This window comes from Planctomycetota bacterium (assembly GCA_021414025.1).
Lineage (GTDB): Bacteria > Planctomycetota > Phycisphaerae > Phycisphaerales > SM1A02 > SYAC01.
Genome location: JAIOPG010000002.1, coordinates 769156 through 784608, shown reverse-complemented (window position 1 = coordinate 784608; position 15453 = coordinate 769156). Strand labels below are relative to the sequence as shown.

Annotated in this window: 13 protein-coding genes and 1 pseudogene; 5 read left to right on the top strand and 9 right to left on the bottom strand. The window is 59.6% G+C overall.

The genetic code is table 11. The annotated features are described in order from the left end of the window. Window positions 1-23 precede the first annotated feature (23 nt). From pheA to K8R92_04110, 5 genes and pseudogenes are all read left to right on the top strand, one after another. Complete coding sequence (pheA, locus tag K8R92_04130) at window positions 24-1136, top strand: prephenate dehydratase (GenBank protein MCE9619079.1); 1113 nt, start codon at window positions 24-26, stop codon at window positions 1134-1136. Then, a complete protein-coding gene (locus K8R92_04125; GenBank protein ID MCE9619078.1) occupies window positions 1136-3364 on the top strand; it encodes a thioredoxin domain-containing protein in 2229 nt (742 codons plus the stop codon). The genes pheA and K8R92_04125 overlap by 1 nt, the downstream gene beginning before the upstream one ends. A 39-nt stretch (window positions 3365-3403) precedes the next feature. Continuing rightward, window positions 3404-3925 (top strand): asparaginase, encoded by a 522-nt coding sequence (locus K8R92_04120; protein MCE9619077.1) that lies wholly within the window; start codon window positions 3404-3406, stop codon window positions 3923-3925. Between the two features lie 93 nt (window positions 3926-4018). Continuing rightward, a pseudogene (locus K8R92_04115) lies at window positions 4019-5017 on the top strand (MFS transporter). Window positions 5018-5645: 628 nt separating this feature from the next. Beyond that, the gene (locus tag K8R92_04110) at window positions 5646-6350 is read left to right on the top strand and encodes an NUDIX domain-containing protein (GenBank protein ID MCE9619076.1); all 705 of its coding nucleotides are present in this window, start codon (window positions 5646-5648) and stop codon (window positions 6348-6350) included. Here K8R92_04110 and K8R92_04105 read toward each other — a convergent pair. The 9 genes from K8R92_04105 to K8R92_04065 all read right to left on the bottom strand — a co-directional run bounded on the left by K8R92_04105 (window position 6325) and on the right by K8R92_04065 (window position 15409). Continuing rightward, entirely contained in the window at window positions 6325-6978 is a 654-nt protein-coding gene (locus K8R92_04105; GenBank protein MCE9619075.1) for a hypothetical protein, read from the bottom strand. The two genes, K8R92_04110 and K8R92_04105, sit on opposite strands and share 26 nt — an antisense overlap. A gap of 34 nt (window positions 6979-7012) precedes the next feature. Next, window positions 7013-7906 carry an amidohydrolase family protein gene (locus tag K8R92_04100; GenBank protein MCE9619074.1) on the bottom strand — a complete coding sequence of 298 codons (894 nt, stop codon included), beginning with the start codon at window positions 7904-7906 and terminating at the stop codon, window positions 7013-7015. Window positions 7907-7918: 12 nt separating this feature from the next. Continuing rightward, a complete protein-coding gene (gene ubiE / locus K8R92_04095; GenBank protein ID MCE9619073.1) occupies window positions 7919-8740 on the bottom strand; it encodes a bifunctional demethylmenaquinone methyltransferase/2-methoxy-6-polyprenyl-1,4-benzoquinol methylase UbiE in 822 nt (273 codons plus the stop codon). Between the two features lie 9 nt (window positions 8741-8749). Then, the gene (gene arsB / locus K8R92_04090) at window positions 8750-9880 is read right to left on the bottom strand and encodes an ACR3 family arsenite efflux transporter (protein ID MCE9619072.1); all 1131 of its coding nucleotides are present in this window, start codon (window positions 9878-9880) and stop codon (window positions 8750-8752) included. Window positions 9881-10001: 121 nt separating this feature from the next. Then, a complete protein-coding gene (locus tag K8R92_04085) occupies window positions 10002-10187 on the bottom strand; it encodes a prepilin-type N-terminal cleavage/methylation domain-containing protein (protein MCE9619071.1) in 186 nt (61 codons plus the stop codon). Window positions 10188-10249: 62 nt separating this feature from the next. Then, window positions 10250-10957, bottom strand: coding sequence for an adenylate/guanylate cyclase domain-containing protein (locus tag K8R92_04080; protein ID MCE9619070.1), 708 nt, complete (start codon window positions 10955-10957; stop codon window positions 10250-10252). A 10-nt stretch (window positions 10958-10967) separates the two neighbouring features. Next, entirely contained in the window at window positions 10968-11588 is a 621-nt protein-coding gene (locus tag K8R92_04075; GenBank protein MCE9619069.1) for a DUF5706 domain-containing protein, read from the bottom strand. Window positions 11589-12094: 506 nt separating this feature from the next. Continuing rightward, window positions 12095-13543, bottom strand: a complete 1449-nt coding sequence (locus K8R92_04070) for a hypothetical protein (GenBank protein ID MCE9619068.1) — start codon at window positions 13541-13543, stop codon at window positions 12095-12097. 324 nt (window positions 13544-13867) lie between these two features. After that, window positions 13868-15409 carry a phosphatidylglycerol lysyltransferase domain-containing protein gene (locus K8R92_04065; GenBank protein MCE9619067.1) on the bottom strand — a complete coding sequence of 514 codons (1542 nt, stop codon included), beginning with the start codon at window positions 15407-15409 and terminating at the stop codon, window positions 13868-13870. Window positions 15410-15453: the final 44 nt, after the last annotated feature.

The following is a 15453-nucleotide window of genomic DNA, read 5'->3' as shown; positions in this document are numbered from 1 at the left end:
CGGCTATGCTCGTCGCCACTTCCATGAGCAATTCCAAGCCTGAATCAAGCCCGCGGCCGCCGGAAACGCCGCTGCAGGGATTGCGCGAGCGAATCGACTCCCTGGACGACCAGCTTCTGAAGCTGCTGCAGGAGCGGGCCCGGATCGTGATCGAGGTGGGCAACGCCAAGCGCGCCGAGGGCGTGGCGATCTACTCGCCGCACCGCGAGAAGGAAGTGCTGGACCGCCTGCTGGCGCGGCGCGACGGGCCGCTGCCGCCGCGCACCATCGAGGCGATCTGGCGCGAGTTGATGAGCGGCTCGTTCGGCCTGGAGCTGCCGCTGCGCGTCGGATTCCTCGGACCCAAGGGCACCTTCAGCCACATCGCCACTCTGCGGCATTTCGGTTCCAGCGTGGAGCTGGCGGAATTGGAAAGCATTGAAAGCGTCTTCGAGGAGGTCGAGCGCGGCCGCTGCCACCACGGGCTGGTGCCCTATGAAAATGCGATCGGCGGCGGCATTGTGGAGACGCTCGACGCTTTTCAGGATCACGAGGTGCGCATCTGCGCCGAGGCGATGGTGCTGGTGAATCAGTGCCTGCTTTCGGTGGGCTCGCCTGCGGAGGTCAAGCGAATCTGCTCGCGCGGCGAGGTCTTCGCGCAGTGCCGCAAGTGGATCGCCCAGCGATTTCCCGGCGCGAAGCTGGTGCCCGTGGCCAGCACCGCCGCGGCCGCCATGGAGGCCGCCAACGATCCATCGACCGCGGCGATCGGCTCATCGATGGCGGGGCAGATGTTCGGATTGAACGCGCTCTTCGAGGGGATCGAGGACCATCACAACAACATCACGCGCTTCCTGGTGCTGGGCCGCGAAAGCGCCAAGCCCACCGGCGAGGATCGCACCACGATCATGTTCGCCACCGCCAATCGCCCCGGCGCCCTGGTGGATGTGCTGGATTCCTTCCGCAAGCATGGCGTGAACCTGAGCCACATCGACAAGCGGCCCAGCGGACAGGAGAACTGGACCTACACCTTCTTCATCGACGCCGACGCGCATGAGAGCGATGCGGCGCTGCAGGCGGCCTTGGCCACCGCGAAGCCTTCGGTGTCGACGATGCGCGTGCTGGGCAGCTATCCCCGGGCGACGCGAACGCTCTGATGAAGCCGACTTCGCCATCGAAGGCGCATGGGCCCAAAGGCGAGCCGAATCTTCTGGCCGGCGAGACGAGTCCCTATCTGCTGCAGCACGCCTTCAATCCGGTGCCTTGGCACCCCTGGTCGGAGGCGGCGATCGCGGAAGCGCGTCAGCGCGACGTGCCGCTGCTGGTGAGCACCGGCTACAGCACCTGCTATTGGTGCCATGTGATGGAGCGCGAGTGCTTCGAGGATGAGGAGATCGCGCGCCTGATGGGGAAGCACTTCGTCTGCGTGAAGGTGGACCGCGAGCAGCGGCCTGACCTGGATGCCTTGTGGATGACCGCATGCCAGGTCTTCACCTCGATCACCGAGGGGCATGCGAGCGGGGGATGGCCGCTGCACGTTTTCCTGGAGCCGAAGTCGTTGCGGCCATTCTTCGCCGGCACCTACTTCCCGCCGCGGCCGATGCATGGGCGGAGCAGCTTTCCCGAATTGCTGGGGAAAATATCTGGCGCATGGTTCAGCATGCGGAGCGACATCGAGGCTCAGGCCGCTGAGCTATCGCGGCTGGTGGAATCGCAACTGAAGCTGAGGGCGCAGCGACGACCGCTGGACGATGCGCTGCAAGCAAGCACGGCGCAGGCCCTGCTTTCCTATCACGACTCGATCAATGGCGGATTTGGCGGAGCGCCAAAGTTTCCGCAACCATCGCTTTCGCTCTTCCTGCAGACAGTGGGAGGCGATCGCGCCGATGCGGCCTTGGCCCGCACGCTCGACGGCATGGCTCTTGGCGGCGTGCGCGACCAACTCGACGGGGGCTTCCATCGTTATGCCGTCGACGCCACGTGGACCGTGCCGCACTTTGAGAAGATGCTCTACGACCAGGGGCAATTGCTGCAGCTCTATGCGCGGCAGGCCGGCCGCAGCGGCGATCCATTCCTCGCGCAAGTCACGCGCGAGCTGGCGGAGTTTCTGATCGGTGTGATGCAGACCAAGAGCGGGGGCTTCATGGCGGCGATCGACGCCGAGGTCGATGGCCGCGAGGGGCTCAATTACATCTGGAGCAGGCAGGAGATCCAGCGCACGCTTGAGCTCGCCGGATTGAAGAGCGAAGTGGCGCTGGCCGTCGACGCCTTCGCGATGGAGGGCTCGCCAAACTTCCGAGATCCGCACCATCCGGAGGACGAGCCGAAATTCGTGTTGCAATTGCGGGCGCGGCCGGAGAAGTTGGCAAAGGAACTGAAGGTGGATTTGGATCAGTGGTCTTCGCGATTCGACACCTTGCGTAAGGCACTTCTTGCCGAGCGATCGCGCCGTCCATCGCCGCGTCAGGACGCCACGCTGATCGCCTCGTGGAATGGCCTGGCCATCGAGGGCTTGGCCGAAGCGGGGCGATTGATGAAGGAGCCGCGCTGGGTCGAAGCGGCAACGCGTGCGGCGGACGATGTGATGAAGCAACTTGCTCCCACGGACGGTCTTGTGCATCGTTCGGTGAAGGATGGCAAACTCAGCGGCCCCGGCTACCTCGAGGATTACGCCTGCCTCGCCGCCGGATTGCTGGCGCTCTCGCAGGCCACGAAGAATCCGCGCTGGCTTGAGCGTGCAAGCGAGATCGTGGATGCCGCGTGGACAAAGTTCTGGAATTCCGAACTCGGATGGGTCGAGGCTCTGGCCGACGAGAGCGGTCGTATCGCCTCGATCAGCGCGATCGACGACGGAGCGACTCCATCGGGCGCCGGTGTAATCACCCAATGTCTGGTCGCGCTGGCGAAGTTGACGGGGAACACCAAGTGGGCTGAGCGCGCCTGGACCACTCTTGATCGCGCCAGCGGCGACATCGCCGAGAAGCCGACTTCCGCGGTGCGATCGCTGATCGCGGCGGGGGAACTCGGCGCGATTCTGCCGGGGCGTGTTCCCGGCGGATCGGCGAAGTCGCCGGTGAACATCTCTCTGGTACCGCTGAATCATTCCTTCGATCAGTTCGCGCTGCGTCTGGACATCGACCGCGGCCATCATGTCTTGAGCGACTTCGACATCTCCGCTCGCGACCAAGGCGTGAACCTGGAGTGCCGCTATCCAACCGCGATTCGCTGCACCGACGGCTCGCTCGGCTACGAGGGCCAAGTGGAAGTCGCCGTTGTCGTGACGCGGCCGCGCCCCACGCCGCGGCCGTTGCGCCTGAGCGTGCGCCTGCAAGTCTGCACCGACCGCGAATGTCTGGCGTCCGAGGAGCGCCTGGTCGAGGGCTGATGCGCCGTGCCGACTGCGAAAACTTTCTATCCTCGCGACATGAAGCGCATCGCACTGATTTCCACCGGCGGCACAATCGAGAAGACCTACGAGGAGCTCGGCGGCACGCTGAAGAACCATGTCAGCGTGCTCGATGTCATGCTCTCGCACCTCGAGCTGCGCGGAATTGAATCCGTCACGCGCGTCGCGCTGATGAACAAGGACAGCCTGGACATGGCCGAGGCCGATCACGACCTCATCGCCGAGGAAGTGGTGGCGCGATGCCAGGACCACGATGGCGTGGTGGTGGTGCACGGCACCGATCGACTGGCCCAGAGCGGCGAGCGATCGCTGGCCCGCTTTCGCTCCGCCAAAAAGCCCATGAAACCCGTGGTCTTCACCGGGGCCATGCGCCCGTGGGAGCTGCGCAAGACCGACGCCACGCAGAACCTCACCGAGGCGCTGCTGGCGGTGCAGATCCTGGCGCCGGGGGTCTACGTGGTGATGCACAACCACGTGCTGCAATTCCCCGGCGTGACCAAGGACCTCAAGAGCATGACCTTCGTCAAGGCGGGGGAGTAGCGCCCGCGCGGGCGCGCCCATGTGACTCGGGTCGGCGCGGTGCAGCGGACGCGCGGTGCACCTCCGCGCAAAGTTCTTTACACTTCCTTGACCATGGCCAGCAAATATCGAACCGTCCCCACCGACACCGACAAGATGCCCGGGGGAATCCCCTTCATCGTCGGCAACGAAGCCGCCGAGCGATTCTCCTTCTATGGCATGAAGACCATCCTGGTGGTCTTCATGACGCAGTACCTGCTCTCGGCCAAGGCGATCCCCAACTACATGACCGACACCGAGGCCCGCGAGTGGATGCACCTCTTCGTCGCCAGCGCCTACTTCTTCCCGGTGATCGGCGCCATCATCGCCGACGCCTTCCTGGGCAAGTACGTCACCATCATGTCGCTCTCGATCGTCTATTGCCTGGGCCACTTGTGCCTTTCACTGATCGATCTTCCGCCGGCGGCGCTTGAGGCCTCGATGGAGCCCAAGAGCTGGATGGTGGCGGGCCTGCTGCTGATCGCGATCGGCTCCGGCGGCATCAAGCCCTGCGTCTCCGCCAATGTCGGCGACCAGTTCGGCCATCGCAACAAGCATCTGCTCGAGAAGGTCTACGGCTGGTTCTACTTCTCCATCAACTTCGGATCGTTCTTCTCGACGCTGCTCACGCCGTGGCTGCTGAAGAACCACGGACCGGGCTGGGCCTTCGGCGTCCCCGGCATCCTGATGGCCATCGCCACCATCGTCTTCTTCATGGGGCGCAAGCGCTTCACGCACATCCAGCCGCGCGGCATGCGCTACTTCGGCGAGACCTTCGGGCTCTCCGGGTTGAAGGCCATTTTCAAGCTGGTGCCCATCTACATCTTCGTGGCGATGTTCTGGTCGCTCTATGACCAGAGCGGCGGCGCGTGGGTGCAGCAGGCCCAGCAGATGAACCTGAATTTCATGGGCATCGTCTGGCTGGAGAGCCAGGTGCAGGCGATCAATCCGCTGCTGATCCTGATCTACATCCCGCTCTTCGCCTACGTCATTTATCCGGTGATGGGCAAACTTTTCAAACTCACACCGCTGCGCAAGATCCTGATGGGATTCGCCCTGACCGTGCTGGCCTTTGGAATCACCGGCTACGCCCAGGGGCTGATCGACAAGGAGGAGGCGCACTTTCGCGAGGTCGTCACTCCCGCGTGCCTCGCCGGCAAGATCGACGTCGTGGCGACCTGCAAGGCCATGCGCGAGGGTGAGCAGAACGCGACCGCGGTCGACCTGGAGAAGATCGCGGCCACTCCCTCGGCGAAGCAGCTCGAAGAGATCGTCAATCCCATCGTGACCGCCGGCGTGGCAGTGATGAAGGATGGATCCACGCAGCGGGCCAACTGGCCGACCGTCGGCTGGCAGCTGCTGGCCTACGTGGTGATCACCGCGGCGGAAGTGCTGGTCTCCATCACCTGCCTTGAGTTCAGCTACACGCAGGCGCCGACCCAGATGAAGTCGCTCATCATGAGCTTCTATTTGCTCTCGGTTTCGCTGGGCAACCTGTTCACGGCCGCGGTCAATCGCTTCACCATGGACGCCAACGGCAACTCCACGCTCATTGGAGCCGACTACTACTGGTTCTTCACCAAGCTCATGATCGGCGCCACCGTGCTCTTTGTCTTTGTGGTGCTGCTCTACAAGCCGAAGGAGTATCTGCAGGACGATCCCGACGCCGTCGCGCGGGCGTGACCCGGCCCGCCCACGCGCCTTGTCCAAGCCGCCGCCATCAACGGGCACATCGCAGCGGCTGATCTGGCTGCGCCGGCCGCCGCGCATCGTGGTGGTGGAGGAGCCTTTCAACGCGACGTGCGAAGCGCGGTCAATCGACGACGCCTGGCGGCAACTCTGCCAGGGCAATCCGAAACTGGTCGACGGTCCGGTCTTCCACGTGATTGGCGTCCATCGCGACGGCCACGGCGGCGCCACCATCCACGTGGCGCGAACCACCTACCGCATGAACGCGGTGCGGGCGGCCGGCCTCAAGAGCGGCTTCACGGGTCTGGGCACGCGGGCGGTCGCGCACTGGCAGGGCAAGTGCCTGGTTGGGCTGCGCAGCCAACGCTGCGCCAGCTATCCGAACGAATGGGAATTTGCTCCCGCCGGCAGCGTGGAGCCGGGCGAGGATCCCGCGATCGGCATCGAGCGTGAATTGCTGGAAGAGTGCGGCGTGCAATCCCAGAGCAGAGCCGTCGCGCACGCGCTCTTTCATGATCCGGTCGTCTCGACGTGGGAGATCGTTCACGAGCTCCGAATGGTCCAGCCGCCCGACGCGCCGCCCAACTGGGAGTATCAGAGCATGGAATTGGTGCCCGCCACGGACGTGCCGGAGCCCATGTCCGCCTGCACGCGGCAAATGCTTGAGATCGCCCAGCGCATCCTGGGAAATGTCAGCGGTCCGTCGAAGCCAGATTGAGGTTCGCCGGCGGCGCCGCGTCCACCCAGCGCACCACGCCCAGCTTGTTGGAGATGATCTGGCTCGCGGTGCGCCGCAAGCGGACTGAAGCCTGCTCGTTCATGCTCGCATCGACGGAGCCCAGCATCTCGCCGGGGCTCAACAGGTCGACGAAACCCTTGGTCTTGGCCAGCAGCGAAAGGTTGCTGCCGGTGATCTGAAGCTGCATGTCCGTCTCGCCGGGCGTTCCCTTGGGCCAGGCGAAACCGCCGCCGCCGTAGAGGCCCGCCTCGCCATTTGAAAAAACCAGCAGACGGATCGCCAGATTGGTGGTGGTGGGATCCAGCGGCGTGTAGCCGGGCTTGGGCTCCCAGAGCAGTTCGATGTTGATCACCTGGCCGGTCAGAAACTCGGCATCTTCGAACTCATCCGGTGCCAGGTCGCTCAGGAAGAACGAGGTATGAGCAGGCTCGACCGAGTAAAAGCATTGCTTGGGATCGAAGGGAAGCTTGATCGGATTCTCCGCCAGGCCCGCCGTGATCAAATTCGTGCCCGAGGACCAGGGCCACTGGAAGCTGTAGCAGCCCGCGACAAGGCAGCCGATCAGGGAGATCGCGACGAGCAGCAGGGTTGGTCGGAGCAATTTCATGGGTGGAGTTCTTCGAATGCGCGGAATGAAATTCTCAAAGCAGTGTTTCAGGAATGTCGGAAGCGAGGTCCTTGGGCGCCAGCAGCGGCGGATTCACGCCCAGCGTCTTGAAGATATTCCTTTCCGTGATTCCCCGCAGAGAGGCAGGGCTCAGGCGCGGACCGGCCTCGTTGGCCCAGCGATTCACCGTCAGAATCGTCTGCAGCGCCGCGCTGGGCGAAAGAAAGGGGAATCCGCTGCCGGGAAGGACCTGCTCCAGCACTCCAAGGGATTCGGCGTCGGCCAAAGTCGGCAGCAATCGCCAGGGGCGCCGCACCAGCAGCGACGTTTCGGTGAAGAGTTGCGGGTGGCGCACCAGCATCGCCAGGCACTCGTCGATCCAGGGCCAGCCGAAGCCGCCGATGACGATCTTCAACTTTGGAAACTGCCGCGCGGGTTCATCCCACGCGGTCGGATGGCCAAACTCAATTGGCGTCGAGCCGCTGGCGGAACCCAGCGGCAGCGAGATCACAGGGCGGCCTTCCGCCTCGCACTTCGCCCAGAGTTTCATCGCCTCGGGATGTGTGGGGTGCACGCCCTGCGCCGCGGGGCAGACGCAGACGCCATGCAGGCTCAATTTGCGCGCTGCGGCGAGCTGCTTGATCCAATCACCGGACAGCGGATCGATGCCCGCGAAGCCGATGAGGCGGAAGGGATCCTGCGCGACGGCCTGGGCGATGTCGGCGTGCGGCACGCGCACGCCAAGGATTTCGGAATGGATGCCGCAGACGATGGCGCCGGTCAGCGGCTTCACGGCCTCGGTGAGATGGTCGAAGCTGGTGTCCAGGCGGCTCCAGCCCGAATGCGAATCGGCGGCGAAGCGGCCCTCAAGCGCGGGGCGGAGCAGTTCCGAGTGATTCCACGCGTAGGTCAGCGAGTCGAATGGCATTGCTCGCGGCCATCATAGGGCGGGGCGGCTGGCCAGCGTGAGGGCGCAGGTGCCGAAGGTGAGCGAGTGGTGCTCGATGCGCTCGAAGCCGGAGGCCGCCGCCAGATGCGCAATTCCCTGCGGAGTCAGAAAGGTGCTCACGCTGCGCGGCAGGTACTTGTACGCTCCGGAGCGGTCGCGGGCGATCGCGGTCGCGGTGAGCGGCATGATGCGCTGCGTGTAGAAATTGTGGACGAAGCGCACGAGGCGCGATGAGGGCTGGTCGAATTCGAGAATCGCCATCACGCCGCCGGGCCGCAGCACGCGGAAGAATTCGGCGATCGCCTTGGCGGGGTCGGAGACATTGCGCAGGCCGAAGGCGATGGTGACCGCGTCAAAAGTGGAGGTGTGGAAGGGGAGTTGCGTCGCGTCGGCCTCGACGAAGAGAATGCGAGGGTCCGCGCCGTCGTGCCGGGCGGATTTCGCGCGGGCGATCTCCAGCATCGCCGGCGTGTAGTCGCCGCCGGTGGCCAGAGCGCCAGCCTTGCGGAAGAGCTCAGTGAGGTCGCCGGTGCCGCAGGCCATGTCGAGAACTTTTTTATCCAGCAGCGGCTTAAGTCGCTTGGCCGCATCGCCAGCGGTGCGATGATCCGGCGAGGCGAGACGCTTGGCCACCTCGCGCACGGTGCGCCGTCGCCACGCCTGATCCAGACCGAACGAGTGAATGCGATTGTTCAGGTCGTAGGTGGGGGCGATCGCGGTGAACATGCTCTGCACGCGCTCCGCCTTCGCGGGGTCGGAGTGCGGGTCGGCCTGCAATTGATCGGGGGTCCACGATGGGCCGGCGCTGCTCATGGCGTGATCCTATTTGATCGGACCCGTCAGCGATTCTTCATCTGCGTTTCCAGAGAGTTGGCCAGGGAAAAACTTCCGCCCAAGCCACAGCGACACGCTCACCAAGCCAATCAGCACCGGCACCTCCACCAACGGGCCGATGACAGTGGCAAAGGCCATGCCCGACGTGATCCCAAAGACCGAGATTGCCACCGCAATGGCCAGCTCGAAGTTGTTCCCGCTTGCGGTCAAGGCGAGCGTGGCCGATCGCTCATAGTCCGCGCCCACGCGGCGGGCCATGAAGAACGACGCAAAGAACATGATGACAAAGTAGAGCACCAGCGGCACGGCGATCCGCAGGATGTCCATCGGCGCTGCAACGATGCGGTCACCTTGCAAACTGAACATCACCACGATGGTGAAGAGCAGCGCGACCAGCGTGATGGGCGAGATGCGGGGAAGAAATTTCCGCGTATACCACGCGTCGCCCTTGATCGCCCGGAGGATCATCCGCGTGAACATTCCGGCAATGAAGGGAATGCCCAGGTACAGGAGCACGCTCTTAAAGATGCTCGCCATGCTCACGTCCACGGCCACTCCATGCAGCCCCACCAAAGGCGGCAGCCACGTCATGTACACCCACGCGTAGACGCCGAAAAAAAGTACTTGAAAGATGCTGTTGAAAGCCACTAATCCAACGGCGTATTCCGGGCTTCCCTTGGCCAGGTCATTCCACACCAGCACCATCGCGATGCAAGGCGCCAGACCCACCAGAATCAGGCCAAGCATGTACTCGGGCTTGTCATGTAGAAAGATCGCCGCGAGCGCGAACATGAGCGTTGGGGCGACGATCCAGGTTTGGAAGAGCGATAGCGCGAGGATCTTCCAGTCGCCGAATATCTTCGGAAGTTCCTCGTACCGCACCTTGGCCAGTGGTGGAAACATCATCAGGATGAGCCCGATGGCGATGGGGATGTTGGTGGTGCCGACAGTCACGCAGTCGACGGCGGCTTTCACGCCGGGAACGAATCGCCCGAGCAGCACTCCCGCGGTCATCGCGAGGAAGATCCACAGCGTGAGATACCGGTCGAGGAAGCGCAATCGCGCGGAATGGATGGGCATGCACTGCTCACAAGCCAGCGTGTCTGCCGTCGGTGTCATGAGTTTGCGGCTCCGATCAACTCGTGCGGAGTCGCCGCGCCTGCCGGGGACTCAGCCTGCAATTGATCGGGGGTCCACGATGGGCCGGCGCTGCTCATGGCGTGATCCTATGGGGATTCAGTTAGCAAAGAACTTCAACGCGTGATGTTGCAGGAGCCATCGTGCGCTTTTTCTGTTGTCCCACCAGATTGTTGGACATGCGGCTCATTATCACGCATGCGTAGACGATCAGCAGGACAAGGATCACAAGAATCGTGAGAGTCACGAGGATCTCGGTCAGTGAGAAACCGCGGCGGCTGGGGCTCATGACGAAAGATTACATGGTAAATCGGGGAGGCCGTTACTTCTGATGTCCCGCACCTTCGTAAATCAAAGACTCCAGTGGTACGCGGACCGATAGATCTTTAGGTCGCCCTGTGCTTTCCAGACTAGTTCCTCCCACATGTTCTTGGTCCCGTCCGGTGTCACCTTCACGCTGCCTTTCATGCCGTCGTAGACGCTTCCGGTTATCCAGGTGGCGTAAAATCCGTTTCGCAGTGTGCAGAGCTTGGCTGCGTAATTTGCTGCACGTCCTACCCATACGAGGTCGTTGGAGCCGCGGATGCCAGTGCGGGCGACTAGGACCTTGCTGGTATCAACTCCCACCGAATGGCTCACCTCGTAATCCCCGATCTTCTCCTTATAGTGGTCCTTGAAAGCGGGATTGATGATCTTGACGACCGCGTGATTGATTGCGAGCGCCGACCGCACAGCTGAGGTGTTCTTTGTGTCTCCGATGAAAACAGCCATTACCCGATCGCCATCGAACGCTGTAATCACGCCGCCTTGGCTACCGATGATCCGGCACGCGCAATTTAGGTAACACTTATACACCTCTGCGGCTATCTGCGGATGGAGGGTGTTGACGAGCTTCGTGCTTTCAGCAAGGTCCGCGTACAGGCATGTGGCATCGAGCGTCACGCCTTTGTTGCCGAGTTCGATATTCTCGGCTTCAGGAACAACGCGGCCTTCCGTTGTGGACCAAGTTTCCTTGATGATTTTATTGACTTCGGCACTAAGGTCTTGTGTCATTCCCATCGAAAACCTCTTAGTAGCAGGGGCTCGTGTCCATGTCGCCGCCGCTGCCACGCACGTTTATTGCTGTGATGTATGAGTTGCAACTTCGGATTGAAAATGGTGTCGTTGGGCCGAGTGGAGACGAATTTGTGCCTAGATATAACAGCAGACATGTGAGAACCCCCCATATGGGGATGGCCCACCACATCATTCCCAAGCCGATTTTCAGATGCCCATGCTTTGCCGAAGCGATTTGGCTGTTGCGGTGAACCTGATTCAACAGATCCTCCTGATAGACAACATCGTCGGCATTGGCAGCATCTTTCACAAAGTCTTCGAGCGTTTTCTGGCAGATTTCACCATAGTAGATCAATGATGTTTTTTTTGCGTTGTTATGAGGGATGGTGGTGTGGAGACACCACATCATTTGGAAGACAGGTAACGCGATCGCGGCAAAGGCAATGATCAACATATTGGAATTTCGATACTCCGGCGCTGGAATGCATAGCAACGTAGCGCCAACCATCGCGGTTGCTACCGCCACGAGAATCCCCGTCTTGGTGTCGGCTGCGCGGATTGCCTCCTGGGTTCGATCTAGCACTTTTTCATTTCGATCAATAACTTTGGATATCGGGTTCAATAGTTCTGACATTTACTTTGCTCCTTGTCGCTTCCGAGCGATGTTGTTTGCGCGGCATTGTCGCTGTTCCGACTTGTATTCGATTACGCCCTTAGCCCCATGGCCCCAAAAATCCCATTCAGGCTGCCACTCCTTCAGTCCGCGGAGTTCAGCGTCATAGTGCTTCGCAACCAAAGCAGAAACATTGTTTCGCATCCAATTCCACCCCTCCGACATGATCGATGCGACGGACTTTTGGCGACGCGTCATGCAATCCCGCCAAAGATTTGGCAGCGTCCAGCATAAGGGTGGTCCGTTGTGCCAGTCAGGGCCGGACTTCATCCACGGTTCTAGGCAGAAGATTGTGGGCGGCAGACGCTTTACCTGCTGGAACCGCCATGGCACTTCGATCTTAATACCGACAAGGATGGGACCAATGTCCAGCCTGCCGCTTACGACAAATCCAGCGCCCCTCACCGTCTCAACGGTTCCCTCGCGCAGATCGCGTGCGATGAGATGTGCAAAGGCATAACACCTGTTCATTTGAAGTAGGGTTTTGTCGACACAGGAACCGACGAACGACCCGGGATGCTGATTATTGTTGGGACACCGACCGTAGCAAGCCGAACGCGTTCTGACTGCAGCGCGGCAGTCCGCGCCTGTCGGAACAAAGAAGACTGTGTGCCGTGAGCAGTTGTAGCCTTGTCAAAGGTCTTTTTGTATCCCTCGTCCAGCCGCGCCCAGTCCGGTTCATAGATGACAATCATCCCAGCTTTTGGGTTGACATCACCGAAGGCTTGGGCGCTGCGCCCGAATCCTTCGCCCGCTCCGAGCAGGAAACGGCGTCCTCCCGCTTCGGCTGTAGCGATGTACATGTTTCCGCCCGCGTTACCGTGTACTTCTCCACCGGCGACGCCGTACGCCCATCCGCCGAATCCCACCGCCTTTGCCTGTGTCGCCAATTCTTTCTCGAAGTCAAGGACGAGTTCCGTCAGGCGACGGGGAGCTGAGCGGTCATATTCATCCTTGGAGCCGTAAATTGCACCAACCGTGAAGTTATCGCCGGCCCACGGCAGTTGGGCCAGCGTTTCTTTGTGAGCCATAGTGAAACTCGCAGTGGCTTCCATCAACAACAAAAAATCCGAGGCGAGCTTGGTCAGTCTTGCATCATCGTCGAAGCACTCCTCGACTCGGGCGGTGAATCCGTCGAGATCGGCGCGCATCACCCAACCGAAGTAGGTACGAGGCACGTTTGGATTGACCGCGCCAGGTCCTATCGGCGCAGCATCCGCACGCACACCGCGCTTTGTCGAGATAGCTTCAATGAAGGAGACTCGGGGTTCAATGCGATAAGCCTCTGACGAGGCCCTATGCGCCTCCTTCAGCATCCGGGGAAGCAGACCAAGGTCACCATATTTCCAGGCTGTGGTCCTCGAATCCCACTCGGCGTAGCACCCTCTCTTCAGTTTGCGTTCGGATTCTGGGAGTTCGAGTTGCGCGTAGATGTGCTTGGCCGGGCGATTTGCGGACTTGCCGAGCGAGACATAGGAAGAGTCGCCATGCACGCCGCGACTCGCCACAACCAGCGTCCGACCATTGTCGTAGGCCATCCGCCATCCGTCGACACGTGATCCAACTCTGCTGAACAGGTCGCCCAACGCGGCATGAAGGGAACCCATAAGGCTCTGAGCGTCAAAGGTCGCCGCGGGGAGCGGGACCCCGATGTGGAGCATCGACCCCTGAACTTCCAGCACTTCGCCTCCATAACCTTTCGCCACCAAGTCGGTTGCCAGTGTTGCCCGCGCCACCGAGCGGAAAAACCCCTTTGCATCCTCTGCGGTCTGCGCGCTTTCGAACTTGGACTGGAAATCCAGCTTCACATAGATGTGCGCAAGCTGGGTGGGCACAAAAACGTTGATGCCAGAGCCGGCCAACTTCTGGAACCCTCTAAAATCGAACGCCCGCTCCGTAATCATTTGCTTTGCCATGCCTGAATGCTCCGTTTGAATGCTGAATCACAACACTGGAGCGCCACTTTGCGCCGCCAATTTTTTCGAACCAATATCCAAATCAAACGGCATACCAAACACAACCCTTACAACAAATTGCACGCAACTCCTTTCTGGCATAGTGGTTACGCGACAAGTGTGATTTCATTTGCCGCTTCCGCACCTGTCTAAAAATGCTTTTCCCTAGCCTGGCGAGTTGTCAGATTGGCAGATGTTGGGTGATGCGCGGGGACAATTCTTCCGTCGCCGCCACGCCAGGTCGTGACCGAACGAATGGATCCGATTGTTCAAGCTGGTCACAGACTAAATGCGCATTTCATCGTCGTTGTCTTGATTTACAACCATGTCGTTGGCTGCGACTATGCGAGAAATTTTGTATTTCTTGAGAAACATAACGGGATTAAAGGACATTTTTGATTGGCGTAAACCTTCAATGCCCAAGTCCTGTTCATAGTTGAAGTACGTAAATCCTTTCCATCGTAAATATTTTGCAACTTCGCTGCGTAATAGGGAATGAATTCCGTGATACGCAGTATCAACCTTTTCGAACAATCCGTTCGCATGACCACCTGGAAGCAGAATGCTGGTACAGAACGCTATCAACTCGCTATCCACTGTGATACCGATAGTCAAATAATTGAAATGCTCGGCAGCCGCCAGGAAGCGTGCGTGTGCGCTTGCTTCATGCGGAATTGGGTATCCCCTATTGTCTTCCCACTTCTTGCACAATGTGAGTATTTTCCCTTTCGCATCTTCGTCGTTCAGGTCGAGCGGCAAAGCGCAATAATGTGGATTCTGCTCTAAAAATCCATTGAGGAAGTTACGTCGGCTCTTTAGTTTCCCACCCTCAAAAGTGACATGTTGTTCCAATTCGTAGAGGTAGTCGAAGTGTTCGCGGGTTTCTTCCGCCTTGAAACGAGTGTTGTCCAGTTTGCAGATTGCTACCTCGGGGACAAGGCTAAGAGCGCTGCCATAGCCACATGTTTCGGAAAGGGAGATCAACTGCTCCGCAGTCTCATTAACTTTATTGTCGCCAAGGAAAGTATAAAAAGGTTCGCCACTCACATAATCAGTAAACCGGATTGCAAGATTTCCATTCAAAAAAGAAAACTCCATATCTTCTTTCACATCCCATGCCCAAAGGCTGCCGAATTCGAAATCGGAATAGGGAGGAAATTTTTCTGTAAATGCTTCGAATTTGTCCTTATCAGAAAGTTCGAACTTCTTAAAATGCGGAAAGATTGGAACAAGTCCAATACTTGGATTGGAAACTGATGCAGTTTGCGGACGAATGATTAGAAGAGTAATTAGCAAATTTAGTATCGCCACATACAAGGGATATGCGACCACGACTGTTGTCCATTCGCTAATCGCAAATAGATTCAGTACCCCAGCTACTGCAGCAATGATCCACGACAAACGATTTTCTGTTCTCGGCTCTCGATAAACCTTGCAAATGGTCGGCACAAGTCCAAGGAAGTCGGTAAGGATGAGTAATGTAAGCGCGATATTGGGGGACTTAAGCACGAGCCAGAGTCCAATGCTTAGAATCGCTCCTCCCAAACAAATAAAATCCAACCCGCTTTTGGAATGTGCTCCATATTTTAGAGAAAGAAGCGCGACGCTCAAGAATCCAACACAATAGCTAATGGGTATCCAAATCGCTTCTCGGCCACCGGCAGCGTAATAACTGACAGCGATCGCTCCGTTAAGGATCGATAGGACCCACCAAGTCACCTTACTGGGTTTGGTGTTGCCTTTCAGAATGTCGGCTATGTAAATCGGATAGGCAACAAAGGACAACAGTCCCGCCGCAATACCAAATGCCGAATGATAGGTCATCATGAAGTGCTGTCGATTAGACAATGCGTGAGATCCGCAAAAATTTA

What these genes read in the sequence shown, in the direction of transcription:
- pheA (MCE9619079.1), top strand. Translation starts at nt 24, where the DNA reads ATGAGCAATTCCAAGCCTGAATCAAGCCCGCGGCCGCCGGAAACGCCG.
- K8R92_04125 (MCE9619078.1), top strand. Translation starts at nt 1,136, where the DNA reads ATGAAGCCGACTTCGCCATCGAAGGCGCATGGGCCCAAAGGCGAGCCG.
- K8R92_04120 (MCE9619077.1), top strand. Translation starts at nt 3,404, where the DNA reads ATGAAGCGCATCGCACTGATTTCCACCGGCGGCACAATCGAGAAGACC.
- K8R92_04105 (MCE9619075.1), bottom strand. Translation starts at nt 6,978, where the DNA reads ATGAAATTGCTCCGACCAACCCTGCTGCTCGTCGCGATCTCCCTGATC.
- K8R92_04100 (MCE9619074.1), bottom strand. Translation starts at nt 7,906, where the DNA reads ATGCCATTCGACTCGCTGACCTACGCGTGGAATCACTCGGAACTGCTC.
- ubiE (MCE9619073.1), bottom strand. Translation starts at nt 8,740, where the DNA reads ATGAGCAGCGCCGGCCCATCGTGGACCCCCGATCAATTGCAGGCCGAC.
- arsB (MCE9619072.1), bottom strand. Translation starts at nt 9,880, where the DNA reads ATGACACCGACGGCAGACACGCTGGCTTGTGAGCAGTGCATGCCCATC.
- K8R92_04085 (MCE9619071.1), bottom strand. Translation starts at nt 10,187, where the DNA reads ATGAGCCCCAGCCGCCGCGGTTTCTCACTGACCGAGATCCTCGTGACT.
- K8R92_04080 (MCE9619070.1), bottom strand. Translation starts at nt 10,957, where the DNA reads ATGGGAATGACACAAGACCTTAGTGCCGAAGTCAATAAAATCATCAAG.
- K8R92_04075 (MCE9619069.1), bottom strand. Translation starts at nt 11,588, where the DNA reads ATGTCAGAACTATTGAACCCGATATCCAAAGTTATTGATCGAAATGAA.
- K8R92_04070 (MCE9619068.1), bottom strand. Translation starts at nt 13,543, where the DNA reads ATGGCAAAGCAAATGATTACGGAGCGGGCGTTCGATTTTAGAGGGTTC.
- K8R92_04065 (MCE9619067.1), bottom strand. Translation starts at nt 15,409, where the DNA reads ATGATGACCTATCATTCGGCATTTGGTATTGCGGCGGGACTGTTGTCC.